Origin of the sequence: Microbacterium foliorum (genome assembly GCF_006385575.1) — a bacterium.
GTDB classification, from domain to species: Bacteria; Actinomycetota; Actinomycetes; order Actinomycetales; family Microbacteriaceae; genus Microbacterium; species Microbacterium foliorum_B.
Genome location: NZ_CP041040.1, coordinates 2,839,014 through 2,865,726, shown reverse-complemented (window position 1 = coordinate 2,865,726; position 26,713 = coordinate 2,839,014). Strand labels below are relative to the sequence as shown.

At 65.8% G+C, this 26,713-nt stretch carries 22 protein-coding genes and 2 pseudogenes; 20 read left to right on the top strand and 4 right to left on the bottom strand.

Annotated features, from left to right (window positions below):
• Positions 1-21 precede the first annotated feature (21 nt).
• Positions 22-1,029, top strand: a complete 1,008-nt coding sequence (locus tag FIV50_RS13860; RefSeq protein WP_140037924.1) for an alpha/beta hydrolase — start codon at positions 22-24, stop codon at positions 1,027-1,029.
• A 56-nt stretch (positions 1,030-1,085) separates the two neighbouring features.
• On the opposite strand, the gene FIV50_RS13855 is transcribed toward FIV50_RS13860, so the two are convergent.
• Together FIV50_RS13855 and FIV50_RS13850 are read right to left on the bottom strand one after the other, a co-directional pair.
• Positions 1,086-1,721 (bottom strand): GntR family transcriptional regulator, encoded by a 636-nt coding sequence (locus FIV50_RS13855; RefSeq protein WP_140037923.1) that lies wholly within the window; start codon positions 1,719-1,721, stop codon positions 1,086-1,088.
• Between the two features lie 440 nt (positions 1,722-2,161).
• A complete protein-coding gene (locus tag FIV50_RS13850; protein WP_042538692.1) occupies positions 2,162-2,650 on the bottom strand; it encodes a YajQ family cyclic di-GMP-binding protein in 489 nt (162 codons plus the stop codon).
• Between the two features lie 188 nt (positions 2,651-2,838).
• On the opposite strand from FIV50_RS13850, the gene FIV50_RS13845 reads away from it, so the two are divergent.
• From FIV50_RS13845 to FIV50_RS13780, 15 genes are all read left to right on the top strand, one after another.
• The gene (locus FIV50_RS13845; protein ID WP_140037922.1) at positions 2,839-4,047 is read left to right on the top strand and encodes a sugar ABC transporter substrate-binding protein; all 1,209 of its coding nucleotides are present in this window, start codon (positions 2,839-2,841) and stop codon (positions 4,045-4,047) included.
• A 66-nt stretch (positions 4,048-4,113) separates the two neighbouring features.
• Positions 4,114-5,718, top strand: coding sequence for a maltose ABC transporter permease MalF (gene malF / locus FIV50_RS13840; protein ID WP_140037921.1), 1,605 nt, complete (start codon positions 4,114-4,116; stop codon positions 5,716-5,718).
• 1 nt (position 5,719) lies between these two features.
• Positions 5,720-6,643 (top strand): sugar ABC transporter permease, encoded by a 924-nt coding sequence (locus FIV50_RS13835; RefSeq protein WP_140037920.1) that lies wholly within the window; start codon positions 5,720-5,722, stop codon positions 6,641-6,643.
• Positions 6,644-6,715: 72 nt separating this feature from the next.
• Positions 6,716-6,868: a hypothetical protein gene (locus FIV50_RS17695; protein ID WP_181164228.1), complete on the top strand. Its 153-nt coding sequence runs from the start codon at positions 6,716-6,718 to the stop codon at positions 6,866-6,868.
• A gap of 132 nt (positions 6,869-7,000) precedes the next feature.
• Entirely contained in the window at positions 7,001-8,041 is a 1,041-nt protein-coding gene (locus tag FIV50_RS13830) for an ABC transporter (RefSeq protein WP_140037919.1), read from the top strand.
• Positions 8,042-8,049: 8 nt separating this feature from the next.
• Complete coding sequence (locus FIV50_RS13825) at positions 8,050-8,541, top strand: hypothetical protein (protein WP_258184280.1); 492 nt, start codon at positions 8,050-8,052, stop codon at positions 8,539-8,541.
• Between the two features lie 59 nt (positions 8,542-8,600).
• Positions 8,601-9,248 (top strand): spermidine/putrescine ABC transporter substrate-binding protein, encoded by a 648-nt coding sequence (locus FIV50_RS13820; RefSeq protein ID WP_181164227.1) that lies wholly within the window; start codon positions 8,601-8,603, stop codon positions 9,246-9,248.
• 149 nt (positions 9,249-9,397) lie between these two features.
• A complete protein-coding gene (locus FIV50_RS13815; protein ID WP_140037918.1) occupies positions 9,398-9,874 on the top strand; it encodes a DUF2975 domain-containing protein in 477 nt (158 codons plus the stop codon).
• Positions 9,874-10,092, top strand: coding sequence for a helix-turn-helix domain-containing protein (locus tag FIV50_RS13810; protein WP_140037917.1), 219 nt, complete (start codon positions 9,874-9,876; stop codon positions 10,090-10,092). Before FIV50_RS13815 ends, FIV50_RS13810 begins: the two co-directional genes overlap by 1 nt.
• The gene (locus FIV50_RS13805; protein ID WP_140037916.1) at positions 10,092-13,814 is read left to right on the top strand and encodes an SCO7613 C-terminal domain-containing membrane protein; all 3,723 of its coding nucleotides are present in this window, start codon (positions 10,092-10,094) and stop codon (positions 13,812-13,814) included. The genes FIV50_RS13810 and FIV50_RS13805 overlap by 1 nt, the downstream gene beginning before the upstream one ends.
• A 219-nt stretch (positions 13,815-14,033) precedes the next feature.
• Positions 14,034-14,402: a 30S ribosomal protein S12 gene (gene rpsL, locus FIV50_RS13800; protein WP_042538704.1), complete on the top strand. Its 369-nt coding sequence runs from the start codon at positions 14,034-14,036 to the stop codon at positions 14,400-14,402.
• 5 nt (positions 14,403-14,407) lie between these two features.
• Positions 14,408-14,878, top strand: coding sequence for a 30S ribosomal protein S7 (gene rpsG / locus FIV50_RS13795; RefSeq protein ID WP_042538706.1), 471 nt, complete (start codon positions 14,408-14,410; stop codon positions 14,876-14,878).
• Between the two features lie 84 nt (positions 14,879-14,962).
• The gene (gene fusA / locus FIV50_RS13790; RefSeq protein ID WP_140037915.1) at positions 14,963-17,080 is read left to right on the top strand and encodes an elongation factor G; all 2,118 of its coding nucleotides are present in this window, start codon (positions 14,963-14,965) and stop codon (positions 17,078-17,080) included.
• Between the two features lie 148 nt (positions 17,081-17,228).
• Entirely contained in the window at positions 17,229-18,419 is a 1,191-nt protein-coding gene (gene tuf / locus FIV50_RS13785; protein ID WP_042538710.1) for an elongation factor Tu, read from the top strand.
• A 230-nt stretch (positions 18,420-18,649) separates the two neighbouring features.
• Positions 18,650-19,312 (top strand): VanZ family protein, encoded by a 663-nt coding sequence (locus FIV50_RS13780; RefSeq protein ID WP_140037914.1) that lies wholly within the window; start codon positions 18,650-18,652, stop codon positions 19,310-19,312.
• 10 nt (positions 19,313-19,322) lie between these two features.
• Here FIV50_RS13780 and FIV50_RS13775 read toward each other — a convergent pair whose 3' ends face one another.
• Complete coding sequence (locus FIV50_RS13775) at positions 19,323-20,288, bottom strand: IS481 family transposase (RefSeq protein WP_140037913.1); 966 nt, start codon at positions 20,286-20,288, stop codon at positions 19,323-19,325.
• A 252-nt stretch (positions 20,289-20,540) separates the two neighbouring features.
• Between FIV50_RS13775 and FIV50_RS13770 the strand changes: the two genes are divergently transcribed.
• From FIV50_RS13770 to FIV50_RS13760, 3 genes and pseudogenes are all read left to right on the top strand, one after another.
• Positions 20,541-21,668, top strand: coding sequence for a hypothetical protein (locus FIV50_RS13770; RefSeq protein WP_140037912.1), 1,128 nt, complete (start codon positions 20,541-20,543; stop codon positions 21,666-21,668).
• A gap of 257 nt (positions 21,669-21,925) precedes the next feature.
• A pseudogene (locus FIV50_RS17935) lies at positions 21,926-22,334 on the top strand (IS30 family transposase); the annotation flags it as partial.
• Positions 22,335-22,341: 7 nt separating this feature from the next.
• A pseudogene (locus FIV50_RS13760) lies at positions 22,342-22,609 on the top strand (IS3 family transposase); the annotation flags it as partial.
• Between the two features lie 27 nt (positions 22,610-22,636).
• On the opposite strand, the gene FIV50_RS13755 reads toward FIV50_RS13760, so the two are convergent.
• Complete coding sequence (locus FIV50_RS13755) at positions 22,637-23,626, bottom strand: polysaccharide pyruvyl transferase family protein (RefSeq protein ID WP_181164226.1); 990 nt, start codon at positions 23,624-23,626, stop codon at positions 22,637-22,639.
• Positions 23,627-23,940: 314 nt separating this feature from the next.
• On the opposite strand from FIV50_RS13755, the gene FIV50_RS13750 reads away from it, so the two are divergent.
• Complete coding sequence (locus tag FIV50_RS13750; RefSeq protein ID WP_181164225.1) at positions 23,941-26,685, top strand: glycosyltransferase; 2,745 nt, start codon at positions 23,941-23,943, stop codon at positions 26,683-26,685.
• The last annotated feature ends 28 nt before the right edge of the window (positions 26,686-26,713 follow it).

Sequence of the window (26,713 nt, the reverse complement as noted above, 5' to 3'; positions counted from 1 at the left end):
GCTGTCGGCTAGCCTGGCGGCATGGCTGAGTGGATACCGGACGTTCTCGGCGACGAGTTCGCGCAGCTCACGCTCGAACTCGGTGAGGATGACGAGGGCCCGCTGGTCGCCACGATCGTGAGGGCACTGCCGAGGGAGCGACCCTGGTGGGATCGCGTGAGCGGGCGCCGGTTTCCGCTCGATGACGTCGACGTGCTCTACGTGCACGGCTGGTCGGATTACTTCTTCCAGAAGCGGCTCGCTCGCTTCTGGACCTCGCGCGGCGCGCGCTTCTTCGCTCTCGACCTCCGCAAGTACGGACGCAGCCTGCGCGACGGTCAGACTCCCGGCTACATCACCGACCTCGTCGCGTACGACGAAGACATCGCCGCGGCGCTGCACGCGATGGGCCGCGGGCCCGAGGCCACCGCATCCGCGCGACGCCTGGTGCTTCTCGGCCACTCGACCGGCGGGCTCATCCTGAGCCTGTGGGCGTCGCGGCACCCCGAGACGGCGGATGCTGTGATCCTGAACAGTCCGTGGCTCGAGTTCCAGGTCGCATCGGCGCGCCCGCTGATCGCGCCGATGGCTGAACTGCAGGCGCGGTGGGCTCCTCGGGAGGTGGCTCCGCAGGTCGATCTCGGGTTCTACACGCGCGCGCAGCAGGAGGTCGCCGACCCCGAGGATCCCGTCGAGGTGAACCTGCTGTGGCGGCCGGCACAGACGATGGCCGTGCATGCAGGATGGTTCCACGCGATCCTCACGGGCCACGCCCAGGTCTCGGCAGGGCTGTCGATCGACGCGGCCGTGTGCGTGCTGCTGTCCGCGCGCTCGGCGACGCCCACGCGATGGTCCGAGGACCTCACCCGAGCAGACTCGGTGCTGGTCGTCGACGACATCGCGCGGGCGGCGCTCAAGCTCGGTCCGTCCGTCACCGTCGAGCGCATCGACGGGGCCCTGCACGATGTCTTCCTCTCTCGCCACGAGGCGAGAGAGGAAGCGTATCGTCGCCTCGACCGGTGGGTCAGAGGCTGGACGGCCGCGCGCTGACAGCGCATTGCGAGCGCTCAGACGCAGTGATCGGACGCAGTGATCAGACGCAGAGATCAGACGTAGTGCATCAGACGCGCCTGGCGCTCGGCGTCGTCGGCATCGCCGCGCAGCACCGCGTCGTGGAAGTTCCGATAGACCTGGAGCATGCGCTCCCGGTCGTTCTCGGGAACGCTCCAGCCGCGGAGGTTGCGGAACAGCGCCATGCTCGCATCGTTGATCAGCACCTGATGCTGCAGGTTTCGACTCCGTGCACTGAGAAACGAGAACACCGCCCATCGGGTGTTGGAGATGTGCACGTCGTCATCGAGCGCCGTGTACATCTCTTCGACGAGCTCTGCGAGGCTCTCGCGTTCCTCCTGGCTCATGCGCGCGATGCCCATGCGCGCCGCGATCCCTGCCTGGTACCCCGCGAACTCGAGCGTCTGTTCGACGGTCTCGGGTGTGACCGCCGTGACCTCGGTGTATCTGCTCGGATACATCGTCACGAGCCCGAGACGCTCGAGGCGCTGTAACGCCTCTCGCACCGGAGTCCGCGACACGTGCAGTTCTTCAGCGACATCGACATCGCGGATTCGATAGCCGGGCTCCAGCACACCGTCCACGATCTGCGCGCCGATGTGCTGAAAAACCTCCTCCGCCAAGAGCTGCTTGCTTTCTCTGACACTCGTCATCGAGTTGTTGTTGTTCATGGACTGCCCCCAGTTGCTTTCCAGATCCGGGCTCCCCATGATGTGCCCGGACGGCCACTACATCACGAAGTCGATCGCGATGCCAATAATCCACAGACGAGTTTTCGGGCGAGCACATCGGCGCTCGCCCTCGGGGCGTCGTCGCAGAGTTCGGTACGGGTGATTTCTGTGGCCGACGGGTGTTGGGACACCCGCCGGCCACAGACGATGGCGTGCACGGAGCTGCACTGCGCCCAGTCCCCACAAGGCGGGAACCGCGATCCGCGAAGCGCGGAGCCGTGGTTCGGCAGCGCGTCATGCATCGCCGCATCGTCTGTCGCGTTCGGGACGCGACTGCATCCAGTCTCGGGCACTCCGGCCCATATATCGGAATGCGATTGGCGGGCACACGGAAGGGGGGACGGATGCCTCGGCATCCGTCCCCCCTTCGAACTGAGAGGTCAGCGGTAGTTGATGAACTGCAGGTCGAGATCGAGGTCTGAGCCCTTGAGCAGAGAGATCACGGACTGCAGGTCGTCGCGGCTCTTGGACTGCACGCGCAACTCGTCGCCCTGGATCTGGCTCTTCACGCCCTTGGGGCCTTCGTCGCGGATGATCTTGTTGATCTTCTTCGCGTTCTCCGAGGAGATGCCGTCCTTGAGGGTCGAGACGATGCGGAACTCCTTGCCGCTCGCGAAGGGGTCGCCCGACTCGAGGCTCTTGAGCGAGATGCCTCGCTTGATGAGCTTGGACTGGAAGACGTCGAGAACGGCCTTCGCGCGCTCCTCGGTGCCGGCGATGATCAGGATCTGCTCGCCGCTCCAGGCGATGGAGGAGCCGGTGCCCTTGAAGTCGTAGCGCTGCTCGATCTCCTTGCGCGCCTGGTTCAGGGCGTTCTCGGCCTCCTGGTGATCCACTTTCGAGACGATGTCAAAGGAACTGTCAGCCATAAGGGAAGTGTATCGACACCGCCGTTTTCACGCTCGCTTGGAAGCGCTTCCATCGCACCTCACCCGGCATTCCGCGGTTACAGCTTGATATCGAAGGCTTCTTGCGTTGCCATTCTCGTCGATCTCGTTGCATACTGTAAGCGCTTGCAGTCCTGCAGGCCACCAGCACTTCAGAGAGGCACACACCAATGAAGGTGAACAAGAGGGGCATAGTCGCCGCCGGCGTCATCGCGATCGTTTCGACTCTTACACTTGCCGGTTGCTCGACCGCGACCGATGGCGGCGACTCGGCCGAGGGCGAGAGCGGCGGAACGCTGACCGTCTGGGTCGACGCCGAGCGCGTCGCCGCGCTGCAGAGCGCTGCCGACTCCTACGAGGACAAGACCGGAGTCAAGGTCGAGCTCGTGGGCAAGTCCGTCGACGACATGAAGGACGACTTCATCCAGCAGGTGCCGACCGGCAAGGGTCCCGACGTCGTCATGGGCGCACACGACTGGCTCGGCGAGCTGTCGACCAACGGCGTCGTCGCGCCGCTCGAGCTCGGCGACTCGTCGGCCGACTACCTGCCCGTCGCACTCCAGGCAGCGACGTACGACGGCACCGTCTACATGCTTCCGTACGCGGTCGAGAACATCGCCGTGCTGCGCAACGCCGACATGGTCCCCGCCGCAGCGACGAGCTTCGACGACATGGTCTCGAAGGGCACCTTCGTGGTCGAGCAGGGCGCCGAGGGCAACCCGTACCACCTGTACCCGTTCCAGACGGCATTCGGCGCCCCGGTCTTCGGCACCGACGACTCGGGCAGCTACGACTCCGCCGACCTCCAGCTCGGCAGCGAGGGAGGCTTCGCGTTCTCCGAGTGGCTCGCCGCTCAGGGCGCAGCGGGCACGCTGAACACCGACATCGACGGTGAGATCGCCAAGCAGCAGTTCCTCGACGGCACCGCGGCCTTCTGGCTGACCGGCCCGTGGAACGTCGGCGCGGCGACCGACGCCGGCATCAACGTCGCGATCGACCCGATCCCCAGCCCCACGGGCGAGACCGCTTCGCCGTTCGCCGGTGTCAAGGGCTTCTTCGTGAGCTCCGAGTCGAAGAACAAGGTCGCCGCGAACGACTTCCTCGTGAACTACATCGGCACCGAAGAGGTGCAGCTCGCGCTGTTCGAGGCCGGCAACGTCCTGCCCGCTCTGACGGCCGCCGCCGACACCGCTGCCTCCGACGAGATCATCGCCGGCTTCCAGGCCGTCGGTGCGGATGCGGTCCCGATGCCCGCGATCCCCGCGATGGGTTCGGTCTGGGAGTTCTGGGGCGTGGCCGAGGCCGCGGTCATCAACGGCTCCGACCCGACGACGACGTGGCAGAAGCTCGTCGACGACGTCACCGCAGCAATCCAGTAAGACACCCAGCACAACCCCTGCCGGGGCGGACCTCGTCCGCCCCGGCAGCTCGACGACGGGGACGAGATGACACTGACCGAAGAGCCCACGGCTCCACTGAACAAGCGCCAGCGCCAGGCGGCGAAGATCGCCGAGGCCGCCTCCGGTCCCATCGGCTGGATGCTGCTGAAGATCCTGCTGCTGGCGATCGTCGACGCCATCGCGCTGTACGCGGCATTCGTCCTGTTCGGCCAGCAGGAGTGGCTGGTGCTCGGCCTGGTCGTGGCCGTCACCGTCCTCGTCAACTACATCTACTTCTCGCGCAAGCGAATCCCCGCGAAGTACCTGACCCCCGGCATCATCTTCCTGATCATCTTCCAGGTGTTCACGCTGCTGTACACGGGGTACATCGGGTTCACGAACTACGGCACCGGGCACAACGGCACGAAGGACCAGGCGATCTCGTCGCTCCTCGCTTCGGCCCAGGAGCGCGTCGAGGACTCGGCGACCTATCCGGTCACGGTCGTCGAGCAGTCCGGCACCTACGGCCTGCTCGTGACCGACCCCGAGTCGGGCGACGCGCTGCTCGGCACCGCTGAGCAGCCGCTGCAAGAGGTCGACGCCGAGTTCCAGAGTGGCCAGGCCGTCGCCGTCGACGGCTGGACCACCCTCCCGCTCGCGAAGGTGTTCACCCTGTCGGAAGAGCTCGAGAAGCTCTCGGTGCCGTTCAGCGACGACCCCAACGACGGCAGCCTGCGCGCCCCCGACGGCCAGAAGGGCTACCTCTACGTCTCGACGCTCGAGTACGACGCGGATGCCGACACCATCACCGACACGACGACCGGTGCCGTGTACTCCGACACCGGACAGGGGTCGTTCATCGCCGAGGACGGCGCCGAGCTGCTGCCCGGCTGGCAGACCACCGTCGGGTTCGACAACTTCGTGCGCGCCGTGACCGACGAGAACATCCGCGGTCCGCTCATCTCGGTGACAATCTGGACGTTCGTGTTCGCCCTGCTCTCCGTCGCGACCACGTTCTTCCTCGGACTGCTGCTCGCGCTGGTCTTCAACAACACGCGGATGCGGTTCCGCAACGGCTACCGGATCATCCTGATCCTCCCGTACGCGTTCCCCGCGTTCCTGTCGGCTCTCGTCTGGGCGGGCATGATGAACGAGAGCTTCGGATTCATCAACCAGGTGATCTTCGGGGGAGCGGACATCCCGTGGCTCACCGACCCGAACCTCGCGAAGGTGTCGGTGCTCCTGGTCAATCTCTGGCTGGGCTTCCCCTACATGTTCCTCGTCTGCATGGGCGCCCTGCAGGGCATCCCGGAAGACGTCAACGAGGCGGCGGTGATGGACGGCGCGAACCCGTGGCAGGTCTTCCGCCGCATCAAGCTGCCGCTGCTGCTCGTGACGGTCGCGCCGCTGCTGATCTCGTCCTTCGCGTTCAACTTCAACAACTTCAACCTGATCTACATGCTGACCAAGGGCGGGCCGCGGTTCGAGGACGTCAGCATCCCGGTCGGGCACACCGACATCCTGATCTCGATGGTCTACAAGGTGGCGTTCACGGGTCAGTCCCGCGACTACGGTCTCGCCTCCGCGTTCACGATCCTGATCTTCATCGTGGTCGCGACGATCTCGATCATCAGCTTCCGCAAGACCAAGGCCCTCGAGGAGCTGAACTGACATGAGCATCACGGACACCGGCACCGCCCGCCCCGTCGCCGTCGCGCAGAAGCTCGCGCCCCGTCGCCGCAACTTCGGCGCGTGGTTCGCAGACACCGGATGGCGCCATGTGGTCGCCATCGTGGTGAGCGCCTTCGCGCTCTTCCCGCTGCTGTACGTCGTCTCGGCGTCACTCAACCCGAAGGGCACGCTGACCGGCTCGAACCAGCTGTTCTCGGCGTTCGGCTTCGACAGCTACGTGCGCATCCTCAGCGATCCGCAGAACCCCTACGGTCTGTGGTTCCTCAACACGCTCGTCATCGCCGTGGTCACCGGTGCGGTGACCGTCTTCATCGGCGCCCTCGCCGCATATGCCTTCTCGCGCATGCGCTTCGCCGGTCGTCGTATCGGCCTCGTCACGATCGTGGTCGTGCAGATGTTCCCGCAGCTTCTCGCGGTGGTGGCGATCTTCCTGCTGATGTCGACGCTGGGGGACTGGTTCCCCGCGATCGGCCTGAACACGCACACGGGCCTGATCCTCGTCTACCTCGGCGGCGCGCTCGGCGTGAACACCTACCTGATGTACGGCTTCTTCAACACGCTCCCGATGGAGCTCGACGAGGCCGCCCGCATCGACGGAGCCGGGCACGCACGCATCTTCTTCACGATGATCCTGCCGCTGGTCGCACCGATCCTCGCGGTGGTCGCGCTGCTGTCGTTCATCGGCACGGTCAACGAGTACGTGATCGCGAGCGTCATGCTCGTCGACGTCGACCAGCAGACGCTGGTGGTCGGTCTGACGAAGCTCGTCGCGAACCCGCGCTACGCGGACTGGTCGGCGTTCTCGGCCGGCGCCGTCATGGCCGCCATCCCGGTGATGATCCTGTTCCTGTTCCTGCAGCGTTACATCGTCGGAGGGTTGACGGCCGGCGCGACCAAGGGCTGATCCACGGTCCTCGTCGCATCGATCCCGGCGTTGCGATGCCGGCCGCGGCAGCGGCGGTCGTAGCGTGATGGCATGACACGTGTCGCGGGGCGGAACGCGGTGATCAGCTGGATCGCCGCAGTGCTGTGCATCGGAGTGGTGGGCGCCCTGATCTGGTTCTCGATGCCGATCGTGCCGGTCGTCGCCTCGTTCGTCGGCGACGTCCTCCGCTCCACTCTTCGCTAGCGGTGACGTCTCGTCGGGGCCGGTGGGCGAGACGCGTGATCACGGGCTCGGCGACACGTCGGCACGCCTCCGTCGGGGCGCGGTCGGGCGGCGGTAATCTCGCAGAGCACACATCCGATGAGAGGCGCACCCATGAGTGACCCCGAGGTTCCCCAGCCCGAGCGGCCGAAAGACGTCAACGACGTCGTCGACAGCGCGAACGCTGGACTCGACGACGCCGCTGCAGCGAGTGCAGGCGTGCATCGCGCGCCCGCGGACCCCACGCACGAGACGTCGGCTCCCGCTCCGACCCAGCCCGCCGTCGATCCCGATGTCGCCGCGTTCGAGGCTGCCGAGAACGACCACCCCGGCACCTTCGCGACGCCGGAGCTCAACGACCCGAAGTATCTCGACGACGCAGACGACACGACGAAGTCGTGGAACACGGATGCCGACGCGACGAAGTCGTGGAACACGGATGCTGACGCGACCGCCGCATACACGCCGCCGGCCGCGCACGAGCAGTCCGCACTGGCCGGGGCCGCGTACTCGTCGGCCGACCAGGCTGAGACCCGGATCGTCCCCTCGGAGCCGGCAGTCGCCGAGCCCGTCGTCGTTCCGATCCAGCAGCAGCCGATCTTCGTCCAGGCTCCCGAGCCGCCCCGCGAACGCGGCAACCGCGGCACCGCGGGCGCGATCGGTCTGCTCGCGACCATCGCCTTCGCGATCCTCTACCTGGGTGCGACGCTCGGCCTCCGCGCCGTCGCGGGCGACATCACGGGCGAGAACATCGGCGAATCGGCCCTCGCTCCGCTGATGACCTGGGGCTACTGGGTTCCGGTCGTCGGGTTCTTCCTCGGCTTCTGGCTGCTCGGCGCCTTCATCAACCGCGGACGCTGGGGACTCTGGGTGGTCTTCGGCATCATCGTCGGTCTCGTCGCCTACGGTGCGCACATCCTCGGTGCGCTCTTCGAGGCGCCGTTCTGGCTGCTGACCGCTCGCGAAGGCAGCGAGCTCATCGGCGCGCAGCTCTTCCACCCGCTCGCCATCGCGGCGTTCGTCTTCGCCCGCGAGCTGACCATCTGGTTCGGAGCCTGGGTCGCCCGCAGCGGCGCGCGCAAGACCGAGCTCAACGCCGAGGCGCAGCGCGAGTACGAGCGCACGCTCGAAGCCGGCCCGACGCTCGCGAGGTAGTCACGAACATGTCATCGCCGAACCCCCGTGGACCCGAGTCCGCGGGGGTTTCGGTCATCCTGGCGCTGGTGCTCGCCACGATCAGCTTCTTCGCTCTCGCAGTGTTCGGTCTCGGTGCGGTGAGCATCGTGACCGACACCGACATCATCGCCGTCCGAGGTCTCGGTCCGCTGCCCGGTGCGATCGGGATGCTGGCCGCCGTGGTGACATTCGCGCTGTCGCTCCGGTCGTCGCTGAAGCGGACGCAGCCGTCGTTCCTGTCGGCACCGGCGGTCGCGCTGGCCACGGCGCTCGCGCACCTGGTCGTCGTGTGGATCGCGGTCGCCGCCGTACGCGGCGACGTCATCGTCGCGACGGTCGTCGCGGGCGATCTCGTGCGCGGGGGAGCGAGCGTGGTGCTCCTCGCCGCCGCCGTGATCGCGGCCTGGGGCGGCATCGCTCTCCGGCGCACGCGCGCTCAGCATCCGCAGTGGCCCTGGGAGCGCGAAGAAGACGAGTGACGCCCCGCCGTGACGCGGAAATCTCCGCGTGGGCGGCGCCCGCGCCGTACGCTCTAGGTGTGGAGCGCTCGTTGGAGACGCAGGTCGACCAGGCCGTCGAGGCCTGGTTGCGCTGGGTGCCGCGCTGGGAGCCGGCGACCCATCGTGGTCGTGTCGCGCCCTGTCGACGCTGCCTGGGGTCGCCGATCCTGTCTGCGGCGGGTATCGGCTCGAACACACCGCACGGCGTGCAGCACGGACTCTCGACGCGCATCAAGACGATCGTCGATCACGCCGTGGCCGAGTACACCGCCAGGAACCTGCCGATGCTGCAGCGTGAACTCGACCAGCAGGCCGCACGCAACCGGGCGCGCAGCTATCGCCCGGCCGACGGTCTGGATCCCGAGTTCGACGGGCTGCCGCTGGACCCCGAGCCGATTCCGGGCGCACCGTTCCTCTTCACGATCGCCGGCATGGCCGATGAGGCCGTCGCCGACCTGCCGCCCCTGCCCCCGCTGAGCGATGAGGCCAAGGTCGCGCTGCGGCAGGAGGTCGCCCTCGCCGACGAGTACGCCAACATGGTCGGCCGCGAGATCTGCGGCATCCTGCTGCGCCACCGCATCTACATCCAGGCAGCGATCTCGCAGCACGTCGAACCGCAGATCGAGGCTCTGCTGGCCGAGCTCACCGACTCGCTCGATTCCCCGTTCGACGCCGACCAGTCGTAGCCGTGGCGGGCCAACCCGCTGCGCACGCACGAGCGCGACCACCGCTCTGCCTGCGGATCCGCTGAGAGCTGCGAGCGCCGCTGGTGTTCACCCGTGCGCGCTGGATATCGTTTTTCGATAGATACCCATTGGCGATCGATAGGGCAACCATGCATCCTCGTGTCACTCGCGTTCTCAAGGCGCTGATCATCGTTCTGCTCGCACTCCTGCTGGCGAGCCAGACCCTGGTCATCCCCGAGGTGGCCCGCATCACGGCCGTCCGCAATCCCGACGTCGCCTGGCTCGAGGTTCCCGGCATCATCGGCGCCGTGCTCTTCCTCGCCCTGATCCAGGTGACGCTGGTGTGCATCTGGTTCCTGCTCTCACTCGTGCAGGACGATCGGATCTTCCGCGTCGAGGCATTCCGATACGTCGACATCATCCTCGGCGCTCTCATCGTGGCCGGGGCGGTGATCCTCGCGTCGTACCTGGTGATCGTCGCCAGTCGTTCGGTGTCGCTGTCTCTGTCGCTGCTCGCGGTGCTGGGCATCGTGGTCAGCGCGGCGCTCGCGCTGCTCGTGGTCGTGCTGCGAGGTCTGCTGCGCAAGGCTCTCGAGCTCGAGCAGGACATGTCGGAGGTCGTCTGATGCCGATCGTCATCGACCTCGACGTCCAGCTCGCGATCAAGAAGATGAGCGTGCAGGACTTCGCCGACGCGATCGGCATCACCCCGGCCAATGTCGCCGTGCTCAAGAACGGTCGAGCCAAGGCGGTGCGTTTCACCACCCTTGAGGCGATCTGCCGCGTGCTCGAATGCCAACCGGGAGACATCCTGCGCTGGGTTCCCGATTCCGAGGAGCAGTGATGACCACAACATCGACCCCGAGCGCAGATGCGTCGTCGATCACCTGGGGTGAAGCCGTCGCGCGGCATCTGCTCGACGGGGGGACCTGTCCGGTGTGCCAGAGGGCGCTGGAGGGCGGATGCTGCGCGCGATGCGGTTCCGACCTTCGCGGCCCTGTGGGCATCGAGATCTGGAAAGCGTCGCTCGCTGCTGCCGTCGCGATCCGCGCTCGCGATGAGACTCTCCTCCGCGTCCCGACCGTTCACACGGCAGTCGCGACCACAGCGGTGTCCGTCCCCGTCCCCGTGCAGGACGCGCCGTCTCCGGGGGCAGTGGCCGGGCCGTCGACGCCGCCACCGGTAACGGGTGCGAGGAGCGCCGCGACATCCCCGCAGAGCAGCGCGACGCTGCAATCGGTGCTGGCCACGGCCGGGGCAGGGCTCTTCGCCGTCGCAGCGATCGTCTTCACCTATTTCAACCCCGACCTCGCCGACCGTGCCCTGCGCAGCGTGATCGTCGGGCTGATCACGCTGCTGTTCCTCGGCGGAGCCTGGCTGCTGTCCCGCCGAGGTCTGCGCTTCTCCGCCGAAGCGGTCGGCGGCCTCGGTCTGGTGTTCGCGGGCCTCGACGTGCACGCGGTCGCCCAGCTCGCGGCGCCGCAGATAGAGCCCTGGGGCACCGCGGCGGTCGCGACTGCCATCGCCGCGCTCGTGGTGCTCGGCGCCGGCAGACGTTTCGGCATCCGGATCTGGCAGTGGGTCGCAGTGGTGGCGCTGTCGGTGGCCCCGGCGATGCTCGGTGCCGCCGGTGGCACGGCACTCTCCGGCGCCGTCGGCGCGATCGGTGTCGCGTTCGCGGGTGCGGTGATCGTCGAGTGGCTCAGACTGCCCGTGGTCGAGCGCACCACCCTCGTCGCGGTGCAGCTGATCGCCGTCGTGAGCGCCCTCCTGCTGCTGGTGCGCATCGACGGCGACATGACGACGACGCTGCCGACGGCGAGCGGACTGCTGCTCCTCATCGCCGTGCACGCCGTGATCGCTGCACGGCGGATGCTCAGGCCCCTGTGGTCGTACGCCGCCGGCGCGACAGGATCTACGGCGCTGGTGCTCGCCGTCTACGGCGTTCCCGGCATCCGCGAGCTCGACATGTCGTGGCACTTCGCGATCGCCCCCGCCGTGGCATCCGTCGCGCTGGTGCTGGTGGGCGTGCTGGTGCCGCTGCCGTCTCGTGTGCCGCGCGCATACACGGTCGCGGGTGCGTTGACCGTGCTCGCCGTGCCGTCGGCCGTGCTGCTGATGCTCGCCGGACTGACCGGCGGGACGACCGTGATCGCCTTCCTCCGACAGGGGCCCGGCCTGACCGGGGAGGGCATCGCGGGCTGGGGAGGCCCGATCGGACTCGCCGCGGTCGGTGGTGGCCTGGCCGTCTACGCCTTCCTCGCCCGAGAGCGCGAAGGCGCGCGGTTCTTCGCCGTGTCTGCCTCGCGACTCGCACTCGCCTTCGCCGCCATCGCGATGCTCGTGCTCGGGTGCAGCGGGCTGTTCGTGCTGCAGGCCTCCGTCGCCGTGCTGATCGGCATGGTCCTGGCGATCTCGGCCATGCTGTGGTGGATGCCGCGCCGGATGGCGGGCAAGAGCGTCCGCCCGATCCTGCTCGTCGCCGGTCATCTGGCTCTCGCCTCGGCCGTGATGGTGGCCTGGCGCGAGCCGTCGATCGTCCCGGCAGCGGGGGCGGCGACGCTTCTCGCTGTCGCCGCCCTCGCCGCGGTGCGTCCTGCGCGCTGGCGATTCCTCTACGTCGGTGCCGGCTTCGCCTACGGCCTGGTCCTGGTCGCGACGGCTCTCGCAGAGAGCGGGGTCGACGGCATCGCACAGCTGTGCCTCACCGCATCCGCTGGCCTGGTGGTCGCGATCGCAGCCACGTATCTGACCGCGATCGGCGCCCGCTCCTGGCAGGCGATCCTGGTCGTCTCGGCTGTGCCGTTCGGCATCGGGGTGCTGCAGGTGGTCATCGAGCGCAGCGGCTGGACGGCGCTGTCGACAGGGCTGATGTCCGTGCTGGCGATCACGTTGCTCCTCACCCGTCGGCCGGGGCTCACGCCGCTGGTCCGCACGGTGGCGGCCGGGATGCTCGTACCCACGCTGTCCGTGGTCATCGTGTGCCTGGGTGCGCAGTTCCTGGCCTCGAGCGGATCCCCGATCGTCCTGCCGATCGTGGCAGTCGTGGTCGCACTCGCCCTCGCCTCCTCGTCGCTCGTGACGGACGTGCTCGCCGCCAGCGGGCATTCCGCCCGCACGATGAACGCCGCTCGCTTCGCGATCGAGGCCTCGGCGCTGCTCACCGGGGCGATCGCGACGGCGCTCGCACTCGCGCGCGACGCGGCCGGGCTCGGCACGGCACTGCTCGTGCTGTTGATCATCGGCGTCGGAGCGGTGTCCGCCGCTCTCTTCGCCGCTCGCCGTCACGCGTGGGTGGTGGCCAGTGCCGCCTTCACGGGTGCGCTGTGGTGCACCTGGGGCATCGCAGGCGTCGAGGTGCTCGAGGCGTACCTGTTGCCGCCGACTCTCGGCGCCGCACTCGTCGGGCTGCTCCTCACGCTCCGCGGACACCGCTCGACGGCGCTGTTCTCCGCCGGGCTCCTCCTTGCCGTCGCCCCGCTGCTGGCGACCGTCGCCGTTGCAGGGCTCGACGACGGTCAGCCCGCTGTCGCGTGGCGGGTCGGTGGGCTCCTCGCCGCGGCGTGGGTTCTGCTGATCCCGGAGATCCTGCTCGTCCGGGTGCGAGCGGGATCCCGCCTGCATCGCGTGCGTGCACTGCGCATACCGATCCTCGTGGCAGCGGCACTCGCGGCGACCGTCGGGCCGCTCCAGGGCATCCGCATCGGACTGGTCGGGGACCTGCCCTCGGTGCACGGTCTCGCACTCTTCCTCTGCTGTTTCGGCGTCAGCGCCGTGGGCGCCGCGGCGCTGATGCTCGCCGGCCGCGGGATCAGACGCGCAGCCGCCGATCGCTCGGTGCTGCGCACCACGAGGTGGCTCGGAGCCCCCGCCGCGCTCGCCCTCGCAGTCGGCACCTGGTCCGCGATCGAGCGCGATTGGTTCTCGGTCTGGCCGATGTGGATGCTGATGCTCGGCTACCTCGTGGCGACCGTCGTCACGGCACACCGGGTGATACGGCGAGACACGACGGCGCCGCCGGTGTGGTTCCTGTTCGCGATCGCCTTCGTGACCGCTGTCGTGGCGTGGAGCCCGCGGGATCTGCGCGTCGAGTGGTTCTCGCTGCCGCTGGGGGCGTTCCTCCTGCTCGCCGGTGTGATCGCCCTGCGCCGACAGCCGTCGGAGCGGGCTGTCGCGCGCCCCACGATCGACAGTTGGCCGGGTCGCTGGACCGGGTCGTGGGCCCTGCTCGCGCCGGGCATCGTCACGATGATGATCGCGTCGATCGTCTCGACCTTCACCGACCCGCTGACCTGGCGTGCGATCCTCGTGATGGTGCTCGCACTGATCGCCATCCTCGTGGGTTCTCGCGACCGACTCGCCGCCCCGTTCCTGCTCGGCCTGGTCGTGCTGCCGATCGAGAACGTGTTCGTGTTCTCTGTGCAGATCGGTCGGGGTGTGGAGTCGATGCCGTGGTGGATCACGCTCGCGGTGATCGGCGCGGTGCTGCTGATCATCGCGGTCACCGCCGAACGCCGGACGGGGGAGGGGAGCGGTGTGGCAGCGCGCGTCCGGGACCTGCGCTGACAGGGCGGGGCACCGGCCCTCATTTGACCACCACGTTACGTGGCATTACACTTGATCAGGTGTGTGCACGTCTCGACGTGCGCGCTGGGCGTCGGCACCATGCCGGTCCGCCCCCACGGCATACCCACCACCACAAAGGCTCGTCGATTCCGGCGTGCCGGTGGGTCACTGATGTGAAACCCATCACGCTGTCACCGTGCAGCATTATGAGGAGAGAACGTGCCAACCATTCAGCAGTTGGTTCGCAAGGGTCGCTCGCCCAAGGTCACCAAGACCAAGGCGCCCGCACTCAAGTCGAACCCGCAGCAGGCCGGGGTCTGCACCCGCGTCTACACCACCACCCCGAAGAAGCCGAACTCGGCGATGCGCAAGGTCGCTCGTGTGAAGCTCCGCAACGGCACCGAGGTGACCGCCTACATCCCGGGTGAGGGTCACAACCTCCAGGAGCACTCCCTGGTGCTCGTCCGCGGTGGTCGTGTCAAGGACCTCCCCGGTGTTCGCTACAAGATCGTCCGTGGCGCCCTGGACACCCAGGCCGTCAAGAACCGTAAGCAGGCTCGCAGCCTCTACGGCGCAAAGAAGGGCTGAGTCCAATGCCTCGTAAGGGTCCCGCCCCCAAGCGTCCCGTCGTCAACGACCCGGTATACGGCGCTCCGATCGTCAGCCAGCTGGTCAACAAGATCCTGGTCGACGGCAAGAAGTCGCTCGCCGAGTCGATCGTCTACAACGCCCTCAAGGGCGTCGAGGCGAAGAACGGTCAGGATGCCGTCGCCACTCTGAAGAAGGCGCTCGACAACGTGCGCCCGACTCTCGAGGTCAAGAGCCGCCGCGTCGGTGGCTCGACCTACCAGGTTCCGGTCGAGGTCAAGCCGCACCGCGCGAACACCCTCGCGCTGCGCTGGCTCGTCAGCTACGCCAAGGGTCGTCGTGAGAAGACGATGACCGAGCGTCTCCAGAACGAGATCCTCGACGCGTCGAACGGTCTCGGTGCCGCGGTCAAGCGCCGCGAGGACACGCACAAGATGGCCGAGTCGAACCGCGCGTTCGCTCACTACCGCTGGTAAACAGCTTCGCCTGCCCCCGGCCACACGCCGGGGGCAGGCACCCACTCTTCGCAGTACGACTGCCAAAAAGATAAGGACACTCCTGTGGCACAAGACGTGCTCACCGACCTGAGCAAGGTTCGGAACATCGGCATCATGGCTCACATCGATGCCGGCAAGACCACCACCACCGAGCGCATCCTGTTCTACACGGGCGTCAACCACAAGCTCGGCGAGACCCATGACGGTGCCTCGACCACCGACTGGATGGAGCAGGAGAAGGAGCGCGGCATCACGATCACGTCTGCCGCCGTGACCTGCTACTGGAACAAGAACCAGATCAACATCATCGACACCCCCGGTCACGTGGACTTCACGGTCGAGGTGGAGCGCTCGCTCCGCGTCCTCGACGGTGCTGTCGCAGTGTTCGACGGCAAGGAGGGCGTCGAGCCCCAGTCCGAGACCGTGTGGCGTCAGGCCGACAAGTACAACGTCCCCCGCATCTGCTTCGTCAACAAGATGGACAAGCTCGGCGCGGACTTCTACTTCACCGTCGACACCATCATCAACCGCCTCGGCGCCAAGCCGCTGGTCATCCAGCTGCCCATCGGTGCGGAGAACGACTTCGTCGGCGTCATCGACCTCGTCGAGATGCGCGCACTCGTCTGGGCCGGTGACTCCAAGGGTGACGTCACCATGGGAGCCTCCTACGAGGTCCAGGAGATCCCGGCCGACCTCAAGGAGAAGGCAGACGAGTACCGTCAGCAGCTCCTCGAGACCGTCGCCGAGACCGACGACGCTCTGCTCGAGAAGTTCTTCGGTGGCGAAGAACTGACCGTCGCCGAGATCAAGGGCGCGATCCGCAAGCTCACCGTGGCTTCCGAGATCTACCCGGTCCTCTGCGGTTCGGCGTTCAAGAACCGTGGTGTGCAGCCGATGCTGGACGCCGTCGTCGACTACCTCCCGAACCCGCTCGACGTGGGCTCGATCGAGGCGCACGACCCCAAGGACTACGACACGATCATCGAGCGTCACCCCGACGCGAAGGACCCGTTCGCGGCTCTCGCGTTCAAGGTCGCGGTGCACCCGTTCTTCGGTCGTCTGACCTACGTGCGCGTCTACTCGGGCCAGCTCGACTCCGGCGCTGCGGTCGTCAACTCGACCAAGGGCAAGAAGGAGCGCATCGGGAAGATCTTCCAGATGCACGCCAACAAGGAGATTCCGGTTCCCTCGGTCACGGCGGGCAACATCTACGCCGTCATCGGTCTGAAGGACACCACCACCGGTGACACCCTCACCGACCCGACCTCGCCGGTCGTCCTCGAGTCGATGACGTTCCCCGAGCCCGTCATCGAGGTCGCGATCGAGCCGAAGACCAAGGCCGACCAGGAGAAGCTGGGTGTCGCCATCCAGAAGCTCGCTGAAGAGGACCCGACCTTCCGCACGGAGCTCAACCCCGAGACCGGTCAGACGACCATCAAGGGCATGGGCGAGCTGCACCTCGACATCCTCGTCGACCGCATGAAGCGCGAGTTCAACGTCGAGGCGAACGTCGGCAAGCCGCAGGTGGCGTACCGCGAGACGATCCGCAAGGCCGTCGAGAAGTACGACTACACGCACAAGAAGCAGACCGGTGGTTCGGGTCAGTTCGCGAAGATCCAGTTCAACATCGAGCCGCTCGACCTCGACGACGAGAAGACGTACGAATTCGTCAACTCGGTCACCGGTGGTCGCATCCCGCGTGAGTACATCGGCTCGATCGATGCCGGCTTCCAGGACGCGATGAACGTCGGCGTGCTCGCCGGCTACCCGATCGTCGGCGTCAAGGCGACGATCGTCGATGGTGCTGCTCACGACGTCGACTCTTCGGAGATGGCGTTCAAGATCGCAGGATCCATGGGCATGAAGGAAGCCCTGCGTCGGGCCAACCCGGCGCTCCTCGAGCCGCTCATGGCGGTCGAGGTGCGTACGCCCGAGGAGTACATGGGCGACGTCATCGGCGACCTGAACTCGCGTCGCGGCCAGATCCAGTCGATGGAAGACGCCGCAGGCGTCAAGGTCGTCCGTGCACACGTCCCGCTGTCCGAGATGTTCGGCTACATCGGCGACCTGCGCTCGAAGACCTCGGGCCGCGCCGTCTACTCGATGGAGTTCAACAGCTACGCTGAGGTTCCCCGCGCTGTGGCCGACGAGATCGTCCAGAAGCACCAGGGCGGCGAGTAACACTTTCCTGGGAGCCGGGTTCCGGCTCGGCTCCCAGGTCACCTACAACTTCACATTCCCTCTCTACTAAACTGAGATTCACACCCGTAGAGAACCGGTCGCAAACCAGTGCCCGGCACCCTCTACATGACGTCCTGAGGAGGACCCAGTGGCTAAGGCCAAGTTCGAGCGGACCAAGCCGCACGTCAACATCGGAACCATCGGTCACGTTGACCACGGCAAGACCACGCTCTCCGCAGCGATCTCGAAGGTGCTTGCTGACAAGTTCCCGTCTGACACCAACGTGCAGCGCGACTTCGCTTCCATCGACTCGGCGCCGGAAGAGCGCCAGCGTGGAATCACCATCAACATCTCGCACATCGAGTACGAGACCCCGAAGCGCCACTACGCGCACGTTGACGCCCCCGGCCACGCCGACTACGTCAAGAACATGATCACCGGTGCTGCTCAGATGGACGGCGCGATCCTCGTGGTCGCCGCCACCGACGGCCCGATGGCTCAGACGCGTGAGCACGTTCTGCTCGCCAAGCAGGTCGGCGTGCCGTACCTGCTCGTCGCGCTGAACAAGTCCGACATGGTCGACGACGAGGAGATCCTGGAGCTCGTCGAGCTCGAGGTCTCCGAGCTGCTCGCCTCGCAGGGCTTCGCAGAGGACGCTCCTGTCGTCCGCGTCTCCGCTCTCAAGGCCCTCGAGGGCGACGAGAAGTGGGTCCAGTCGATCCTCGACCTCATGGAGGCCGTCGACGAGAACGTCCCCGACCCCGTGCGCGACAAGGACAAGCCGTTCCTGATGCCCGTCGAGGACGTCTTCACGATCACCGGTCGTGGAACCGTCGTCACCGGCCGCGCCGAGCGCGGCACGCTGGCCATCAACTCCGAGGTCGAGATCGTCGGACTCCGTCCGACCGTCAAGACCACGGTCACGGGTATCGAGATGTTCCACAAGCAGCTCGACGAGGCATGGGCCGGCGAGAACTGTGGTCTCCTGCTCCGTGGCACGAAGCGTGAGGACGTCGAGCGCGGTCAGGTCATCGTCAAGCCGGGTTCGGTCACGCCGCACACCGACTTCGCCGGTACCGCGTACATCCTGTCGAAGGATGAGGGTGGGCGTCACAACCCGTTCTACACGAACTACCGCCCGCAGTTCTACTTCCGCACCACCGACGTCACCGGCGTCATCACGCTGCCTGAGGGCACCGAGATGGTCATGCCCGGCGACACCACTGACGTGACGGTCGAGCTGATCCAGCCGATCGCCATGGAAGAGGGCCTCGGCTTCGCCATCCGTGAGGGTGGACGCACCGTCGGCGCCGGTACGGTCACGAAGATCATCAAGTAAGCATCTGCTTTCTGGCACAGGGGTCGGGCCTTCGGGTCCGGCCCCTTTGTCGTACCCGGGCGAGGTCGTACCCGGGGTGCGGATGTCGTACCCGGGTGCGGGCTGCTCGGGAGGGAGTGCGTTTCTCGGCGACTTCGCGGCGAGTCGTGATTCGTGACGGATAACATGGCGCGAGCCTGCCCGCGGGCATCGCCGTCGCCCGACCTCGGGCATGAGAGAGGAACGCGACCATGACACAGATCCAGGTAGGGCCCCCGCCGCCGCGAAGCCATGCGCGGCTGTGGATCTCGACACTGCTGCTCGTCGTGTACTCTGCGTTCGTTCTGCTGGTCACGATGTGGCCGCAGCCTCAGCAGCTCGAGTTCGACAGCATCGCAGCGCGGGTGCTCCGTGCACTGCACAACCTCGGTGTACCGGAGCGATTCGACTACAACGAGCTGGAGTTCGTGGCGAACATCGGCATGTTCGTGCCGCTCGGCTTCCTGCTCGGTCTGGCGCTCGCCCGCAAGGCATGGTGGCTCGCGATCTTCCTCCTCCCCGCCTTCTCCGGGGCGATCGAGTTCACGCAGGGCATCGCCCTCGATGAGCGCGTATCGACCGTTCTCGACGTGCTCGCGAACACGATCGGCGGATACACGGGGCTGCTGCTGGCGATGATCCTGAGGGCGATGATCCACGCCCGCGACCGCACGATGATCGAACGCGAGCTGTGGGAGCGTCGTGCCGCCGCGGCCGAACTGCAGCGGCAGAACGCGGCGCGTGCTGTCGCTCGTCAGGCGTCACCGGTGCAGGCGGCGCCGGCGTGGGCCGAGGAGCCAGATCCGGTGACCCGCGTGCTGGACGCGGACTTCTGGGAGACGGGGGACGCGCCTACGGTGCGGATTCCTGTCTGAGTGAACGTGTCTAGTTGTTCTTCCTCGTGAGGTTGTGAACGCGGGTTGATGGTGTTTGGCCGCTGATGCCAGTGTGGGGTCTGTGGTGATTGTAGTGGTGGAGCCAGGCGTCGTAGGTGGCTGTGCGGGCTTCGTCGCTGGCGCAGGTGGCGGCGTAGGCCCATTCCTGGGCGAGGGTGCGGTTGAAGCGTTCGACCTTCCCGTTCGTTTGCGGGCGGTAGGGCTTCGTGAATCGGTGCTTGATGTCGGGTCCAAGAGCGGTCGCGAAAGCGCGCGAGCGATAGCAAGCACCATTGTCGGTGAGCACCTCCCGGACGGTGATGCCCGCGCGTGCGAAGAACGCGTTGGCTCTCACCCAGAACGCTGAAGCTGTCTCCTTGCGTTCGTCGTCGAGGATCTCTGAATAGGCGAGCCGGGAGTGGTCATCGACGGCGTGATGGAGGAACGCGTAGCCGCGGCCCCTCTTCTTGTTGTGCCGGTTCCCGATCGTGCGGCCCAGCATCCGATGCCCGCCACCATCAGGGATACGGCCTTGCTTCTTGATGTCGACGTGGATGAGGTCGCCGGGCTGTCCTCGTTCGTAGCGAACGGGTTTCGGCCGCCGGACCGGGAGACCGGTGGCCTGATCGACGTGCGTCAGGATCGGCATCCGGTACCGATGCAGAACCCGCTCGACGGTGGAGCGGGGCATGCGGAGGTGATACCCGATCCGATGCGGACCCCATCGTCTCGTGAACCGCAACGCGACGATCCGCCGCTCGAGGCGCTGCGCGGTGCGCGCAGAACTGCGATGAGGGCGGGAGGAACGATCCGTCATAGAGGCGCCCGCGCGAGCTCGCTTCGCCCACTTCGATGCTGTTGCCGGCGACACCTGGAACCGCTCGGCCGCTCGCCGCACCGACCACCCTTGAGTGTTGATCAGGTCGGCCAGACGAGCCCGACCAACAGGCGTTAAGGGTGCGTTACTGTGAGTCACGAAGACCTCCGTGTGTGGAATGTGAGTGTGGTAACCCACATCCTGCCCGGAGGTCTTCGCTAACTCACGTGATCACAACGTCCCGGGGAACTACATCTAGCTGTAGTGCTCAGGCAGGTTGATTGGGACTGCTGTAGGGCCAGGTGACATCTGAGATGGCTAGTCGAGCGGGCGGGTTGGCCCGGGAGGAAGTCCCTATGCCCAAGCTGCCTCCTAAGGAGTTGCGCTTCGGCGTTGTGTTAGCCTTTCACCGTGTCAACGTCGCCAAAGATCATTGTCAGCCCCGCAAGCAGGGAAGGTGGAGCTGCCGCAGACGTCACGGTCTTTGATGGGAGAAGGTCTGCTAAGAGGCAGGTCTGGATCGAGTCGCCAGCCATCGACCCCAACGAATCATCCGACTTGACCTCGTGGCTCATTGCGCTCTTGCCGTACGCAATGCGGCTTGGCGCTGAGGTTGAGCTCGACGGACTGGTCGACCACGAAGTGCTGAGCAATGTGCGCAGCGCCCAGGACATCCTCGCGGGGTGGTACCCCGAACGATTGCAACCCGTAGAGGTTCGCGCGGCGGGAAGCGTACAGACCGCCCAACCGGCTACCGGAAACGCATCCTTCTTTAGTGCGGGCGTCGACTCATTCTTCACGTTGGCTTCTGCCCGGCAACCCGTCGATTTCGTTCTCTTTGTTCATGGGTTAGATGTGGCGCTCGACGACGCCGTCCTGGCGAGTCGGATCCGCCAGGTCGCAGACGATGCGGCCACAGAGGTCGGTGCGCGGTCTATCCCCGTCACCACCAACCTGAAAGTATTCACGCGTCGTTCGACGATCTGGGGTTCCGAACAACACGGCGCCACGTTGGCGGGCGTCGCATACGCACTACGATCACAGATCGGGTCCGTAAAGATCGCTGCATCGTACTCGGATGAGTACATCCACCCGTGGGGTTCGCACCCGGACCTGGACCCCTTGTGGTCGTCGACTGCTCAGCGCGTGATCCATGACGCTTCGTGGGCAACACGAATCGAGAAGGCTTCTCTCGCGATGACGCTCAAGAGTGCGCGTGAAGGTATGCGAGTATGCATGCACGCGCAGCGCGGCTACAACTGCGGTTACTGTGAGAAATGCGTCCGCACACGCATCAACATCTTGCTGGCGGGCTACGACGGTCAGTGTGAGACACTTCCCCCGTTCGATATGGCGTCTCTGGAGCGCGTGAGCCTCAATGACGAGGGGCGACGTGCGTTCGCGTACGAAAACCTCAGGTATTTGCGCGGCTCAGGACAGGATCGGCCTGAACTCGACGCGGCGTTGGAGCATGCTATCCGCAAGGGGGAACTGCAGGAACGGCGAGAAGACGCGAATAAGCTGATCCAACAGGGCTGAGGTTCGGCTTCGGGCCACGTCAGGTGACAATGCCAACCGGAGACGGAACATTCACGTGCCCGCCAGCGATCGTGAATCAGCCTGACTTTCGTTCCGTTCTTCAAGTAAAGATGCAACGACATGAACAGGAAGCACTCGTCTGGGATGCGTGAGTGGCTGCTGCCCATGCTCACCAAGTCACGAGCCGAGCACCCGACGATAATGAGCGCGGTCAGGCATGTGGCTGGGCTGCTCAGGATGAGTCCGGAGACGTTGCGGTTGTCACGGGTCTCGCGCTGGGCGGCTACGGCGCTGTCGCGATGGACACCGTACCCATCGCGACCATGACGCAGCTTCCCGAGCCGCTCCGCAAGACGCTCACCCGGGATCGCGGCAAAGAGCTCTGCCCCGCACGCACAGTTCGCTCTCGGGACGGGACGAAGGCGCTTTCGCGGAGCCCCGCTTGTCGCCCTGGAGACGGCCAACGAACTAGAACACGAACCGCTTGCTGCGTCAGTACGTCCCGAAGGCCACCGACCTCTCACGGTGGTCTGCCGAGGACCTCGAAGTAGTCGCGCTCGCCCTCAACAACCGACCCCGCAAAAGCCTTGACTGGAAGACACCCGCCAAGGTGTTCGACGAACAGATACGATCACTCACGCAACCGGTATTGCATCGACCGGTTGAACTCGACCGATTCACGTCGATTCGCTACGGGGAACGCCTCGCGAAGATCGGCGCGACACCGTCGATCGGGATCGTCGGCGACAGCTATGATCACGCCCTGGCCGAGATCGCCGACGGCTACTAGAAAACCGAACTGTTCCGCGGATCCGCCCGCCCCGGCCCGTGGAGAACGGTCGAGGACCTCGAGCTCGCGACCCTCGGATGGGTGCGCATCGGCACACACGCAGCGCATCCACAGCTACCTCGGAGAGGTCCCACCCGCAGACATTCGGTCGCCCCGTGTGCCAGAAGGCCAGTCCTACTCAATCAATGAACTCCAGAAGGCGGCGGGCGTCTCCCTTCAGGCGCTGCAGAGTCTCCTCGTCCTTGTCAGTCCAGACAGCAGTCTCGGCCTCGGCGATGAGCCTCTTGAAATCGTCCACGGTTGCAGTCGACAAATCGACGGCACGTTCCGGGTGGCCGATCTGTTCGTAGAAGCGTCGGGTCTTCTCGCGAACGTAGAGCGAGACCGTCGGGATCCGCTGAGAGTAGGACGTGATCGCGAGATGCAGGTGGGACGTGAACACGGTCTTGTGACCTGACAGCCGCCCCAGGTAGTCCTCAAGACCCGCGTAGCGCATGATCCCGGTGTCCGGAGCCGATGCCGCCAACTGCGGGCGTCCGCGACCATTCGAGATCAGCGTGATCTTCTTCGCGTTGTCGCGAACGTACTGGATCGCCGCGTCGGAGATCTCCTGCAGCCTCGGATTCGCCTTGAGGTCCTCGAACGATCCAACGTCGAATTGGAACCCCATCTCGCGACCACGCCGTGGGGCGAAGTCGAGGTAGTCCGCGGAAAGCAGGGCGCAATCAGCTCCGAGAACGACCTTCGGGCCGCTGACCCCGATGCTGGCAAGATGGTCGTAGGATTCCTGCTCGCGTACGCCGATCTTCTCCGCAAGAATCGAGACTGCGAAGGCCAGCATCTTGGACTTCTCCAGGATCCATGGGCCAGCTCCGACGCTCGTCACCATCACGCGCTTGCCGGTCAGCTCGCCCCGCAACGCTGCCTGGGCAACGATGTCCAGGTAGGAGGCGCCCGGCTTGGACCCTGATGTGTCGGAGAGAATACCGCCGCCGCCTACAACGACCATGTCCGAGCGTTGGATCAGGTCGCCATAATCCTCGGCGTACTCGATGCCGAGCCACTCAGCGTTCTGCTCTCCCAGCTTGGGGACGGTGACGTCGTAGCCTGCCCGCTGGAGGTGCTTGGCGATGATCGCACCGACCAGATCATCACCGAAGTTGTGCACCCGGTAAGGGCCTACGACGACTGCGCGCTTAGAACTATCGGGCATTTCGAGTACTTTCTTCTGGCGGAATCCCGATCGACCGCGCTCCCACGCGAGGGACGGTGCATCGTAGAGAAGCCGATGGACAGCTTCCCCAACACTCTAGCGAAAGTCGGATCCTCGTGAGCAGACGGAGCTGACCCAGCATCAGGAGAGGGTGGTGCTGGGCCGTCCGGCGGCTGCCTGACCGCTGATATAGGGTGGCGAGAGACGTTGGGCGTAGCGACTGTAGAAGTCGCATTGGCGTTCTGTTTACGCGCGAGAGGTGTTCTTCTTTGTCCCCATCACCTGCCATCACGATCATCATTCCTCTGCACAACGACGAGGAATGGGTAGCAGATGCACTGGCCAGTTGCCTGAGCCAGACCCACACATCCCTCGAGGTGATCTGTGTGGACGATGCCTCCACCGACGGCACCTGTGCAGTGGTGGAACAGATTCAGCAGACGGACGCTCGCGTGCGCCTTATTCGCCAGTCCACCAATCGGACCGCTTTTCAGGCGCGCAAGCTCGGAGTCGAGCAGTCTCAGGCGCCATACGTCCTGTTCCTGGACGGCGACGATCGGCTCCGCCATGATGCGGCTGAGGTGACGCTGGACCTTGCGCGTACGAGCGGAGCGGATCTCGTCGGTTTCGGCGTAGACGTCGTCAGTCAGGATGGTCGACACCCCAGCCGCTTCGCGACCGATTTGCAGCCCGTGCACACCGAGCTGGTCGGCGATCAGATCGTCAACGGCCTGTTCCCCATCGGAAAAGTGGCGCAGGGTCACCTATGGCGGTATCTCTGGAGCACGGAGCTGCTGCGGGCCGCGTACGCCGCGCTCGACGACAGCCTCGAGTTGCCCCGCGCGAACGACATTCCCATTTCCTTCTTGGGCGCTGTGATGGCCGGACGCTACGTTTCCACCGACAAGAAGCTGTACCAGTATTTCTGGCGGCGAGGCGTGAGCGGCTTGGCGACGGGATCTGAGAGTGCCTTCGACTTCTATCTGGGGGCGATGGACTCAATCGACGCGGTCGGCGTTGCCCTTGAGGACTCCCGTACGCGCGTCTCGGAGACCGGGGATCTCGACGCCATCTACGATTCGGCCAGGCTGTCGATGGTGCAGGTGCTGTTGCGCCGCTGCGAGGAGACCGCAGATCCTGATCTGCAGGCGCTGTATCTCCGCAAGCTGGTTGCTCGCGTCGGCAGGGTGGATGCCGTGCGTGCCGCCTCTGTTTTCTTCCCACAGGCCTTGTCGATGTTGGCGCGGGGCGAAACGGGTGCCTTCGATTTTTCGCAGTCTGCTCCACGCGTGGTGATGCTCACCACGGGAAATCTCGACACGGGGGGCGTGCAAGGCGTTCTGGTCGCTCAGGCCCATCTGCTGAGGCGTGCCGGTTTCGATGTAGTCGTCGCCGTTCAGACCCTGGGGGATACTGCATTCCACCTCCCCGATTCGGTGCCGGTAGTCCGGTGGACCGGCCGCAACCGGGCGGAGAAGATCGCCGACTACCTGCGTCTCTGCGAGGAGTACGCGGTAGACGTGATCATCGACCACCACGTCCTCTACAACGAGAACTGGCCCTTCTTCGCGCTCGCCGCGCGGGCACAGGGAATTCCTACCATCGGGTGGCTCCACAACTTTGCTCTGCGGCCGCTCTATGACTCGACGACGCGCAGTTCCTTTCTCGCTGACCGCCTGCCCATTCTCGCGAATGTCGTGGTCTTGTCGAAGGCAGATGTCGCGTTCTGGAAACTCCGCGGCGTCGAGAGGGTGGCCTATCTTCCCAATCCGCCATCCCCATGGCTCGAATCCAGAGGTGTTGCTCACGATCCCCGGCACTGGGACGGCGGTGTCCTGCGACTTGTCTGGTGGGGGCGGCTCCAACAGCACACCAAGCGAGTCCGGGGCCTTGTCGATGTCGCCGAAGAACTCGATCGGCGCGGCGTTGACTTCCATCTGACGGTGATCGGGCCCGACTCGCCCGACGCCTCAGCTGAGCAGCTGCGGAAGTCGGTGTCTGAGCGTGAGCTTGACGCGCGTGTCACGATAAGTGGACCGCTTCACGGCCAAGATCTATCCGATGCGCTCGAGCACGCGCATGTGTACATCTCGCTCAGCGGTATCGAGGGCTATCCGCTCACCCTGATCGAAGCGCAGGCGCTGGGCATGCCGGTCGTGATGTACGAGTTGCCGTGGTTGGCGGTTCTCGACCACAACGCAGGCGTGTCAAGCGTTGCTCAGGGCGACCTTCGAGCGCTCGCAGACCGCGTCGAACGTATCGCTTCAGATCCCGGGCTCTATTCGCGCATGTCCGCCGCGTCGCTAGAGGCTGCGACGAGGGCGACCGGGCATGATTTCCTTGCCTTGTACGATGCTCTTCTGAACCAGAGACTGTCGGCATCCGAATACTCGCCGGCTCCGACTGAGACGGATATGCGGATGCTGATGGATCTCGCCATCGCCTTCAGCGAGGAGGGTATTCGCAGAGCAGCACGAGTAGAGCGACGAGCCCAATCACGGGCCGATGATCTGCGTCGCCAACTCAACCGGTTGGAGAAGCGTTCAAGGGGAGGGGCCGCGAGCCCTGCCCGGACTGCGTTGCAGAGTGATTCCGGCCGGCGAGAGACTGCCCTGGAAGCACGCCTTCGCACGTCGATCGCGCGCCTGAAGGCTCTCGTTTCAGGTTCGGCTTGCGTGTTGGGCGCCCGGGTGCAGGCAGACGAGCTCGTTCTGCGCCTTCGGCCACCCCGGGGCCGAGCCTTTCGTAGCGTCCAGCTCCACCGTGAAATCGATGGAGTGCCGATCGCCCACAATCTGGCGTTGGCCGACGAGCCAGACGGCACTGTGCTTGCGAAGATGAGCGTAGATCCGCTGGCCAATCGGCGTTGGACGGTGCGCGCCACCGCAATGGTTTCAGGCGTCGAAAGCGTCGTGAGCGTGCCGATCCACGCTAATGCGCAGACTCGTGGGAGTCGTAAGCTCAAGGTGCGATTCCATCCAGGTGAGACGGTGCAGATCTACAGCCACGGATGAGCGTCGGTGCCCGCAGGGTGTATGCCCT

Coding starts and splice junctions, on each gene's coding strand:
- rpsG (WP_042538706.1), top strand. CDS start 14,408: ATGCCTCGTAAGGGTCCCGCCCCCAAGCGTCCCGTCGTCAACGACCCG.
- FIV50_RS13835 (WP_140037920.1), top strand. CDS start 5,720: ATGAGCATCACGGACACCGGCACCGCCCGCCCCGTCGCCGTCGCGCAG.
- FIV50_RS13805 (WP_140037916.1), top strand. CDS start 10,092: ATGACCACAACATCGACCCCGAGCGCAGATGCGTCGTCGATCACCTGG.
- FIV50_RS13810 (WP_140037917.1), top strand. CDS start 9,874: ATGCCGATCGTCATCGACCTCGACGTCCAGCTCGCGATCAAGAAGATG.
- FIV50_RS17695 (WP_181164228.1), top strand. CDS start 6,716: ATGACACGTGTCGCGGGGCGGAACGCGGTGATCAGCTGGATCGCCGCA.
- FIV50_RS13850 (WP_042538692.1), bottom strand. CDS start 2,650: ATGGCTGACAGTTCCTTTGACATCGTCTCGAAAGTGGATCACCAGGAG.
- FIV50_RS13815 (WP_140037918.1), top strand. CDS start 9,398: ATGCATCCTCGTGTCACTCGCGTTCTCAAGGCGCTGATCATCGTTCTG.
- malF (WP_140037921.1), top strand. CDS start 4,114: ATGACACTGACCGAAGAGCCCACGGCTCCACTGAACAAGCGCCAGCGC.
- FIV50_RS13860 (WP_140037924.1), top strand. CDS start 22: ATGGCTGAGTGGATACCGGACGTTCTCGGCGACGAGTTCGCGCAGCTC.
- FIV50_RS13830 (WP_140037919.1), top strand. CDS start 7,001: ATGAGTGACCCCGAGGTTCCCCAGCCCGAGCGGCCGAAAGACGTCAAC.
- FIV50_RS13780 (WP_140037914.1), top strand. CDS start 18,650: ATGACACAGATCCAGGTAGGGCCCCCGCCGCCGCGAAGCCATGCGCGG.
- FIV50_RS13825 (WP_258184280.1), top strand. CDS start 8,050: ATGTCATCGCCGAACCCCCGTGGACCCGAGTCCGCGGGGGTTTCGGTC.
- FIV50_RS13845 (WP_140037922.1), top strand. CDS start 2,839: ATGAAGGTGAACAAGAGGGGCATAGTCGCCGCCGGCGTCATCGCGATC.
- FIV50_RS13855 (WP_140037923.1), bottom strand. CDS start 1,721: ATGAACAACAACAACTCGATGACGAGTGTCAGAGAAAGCAAGCAGCTC.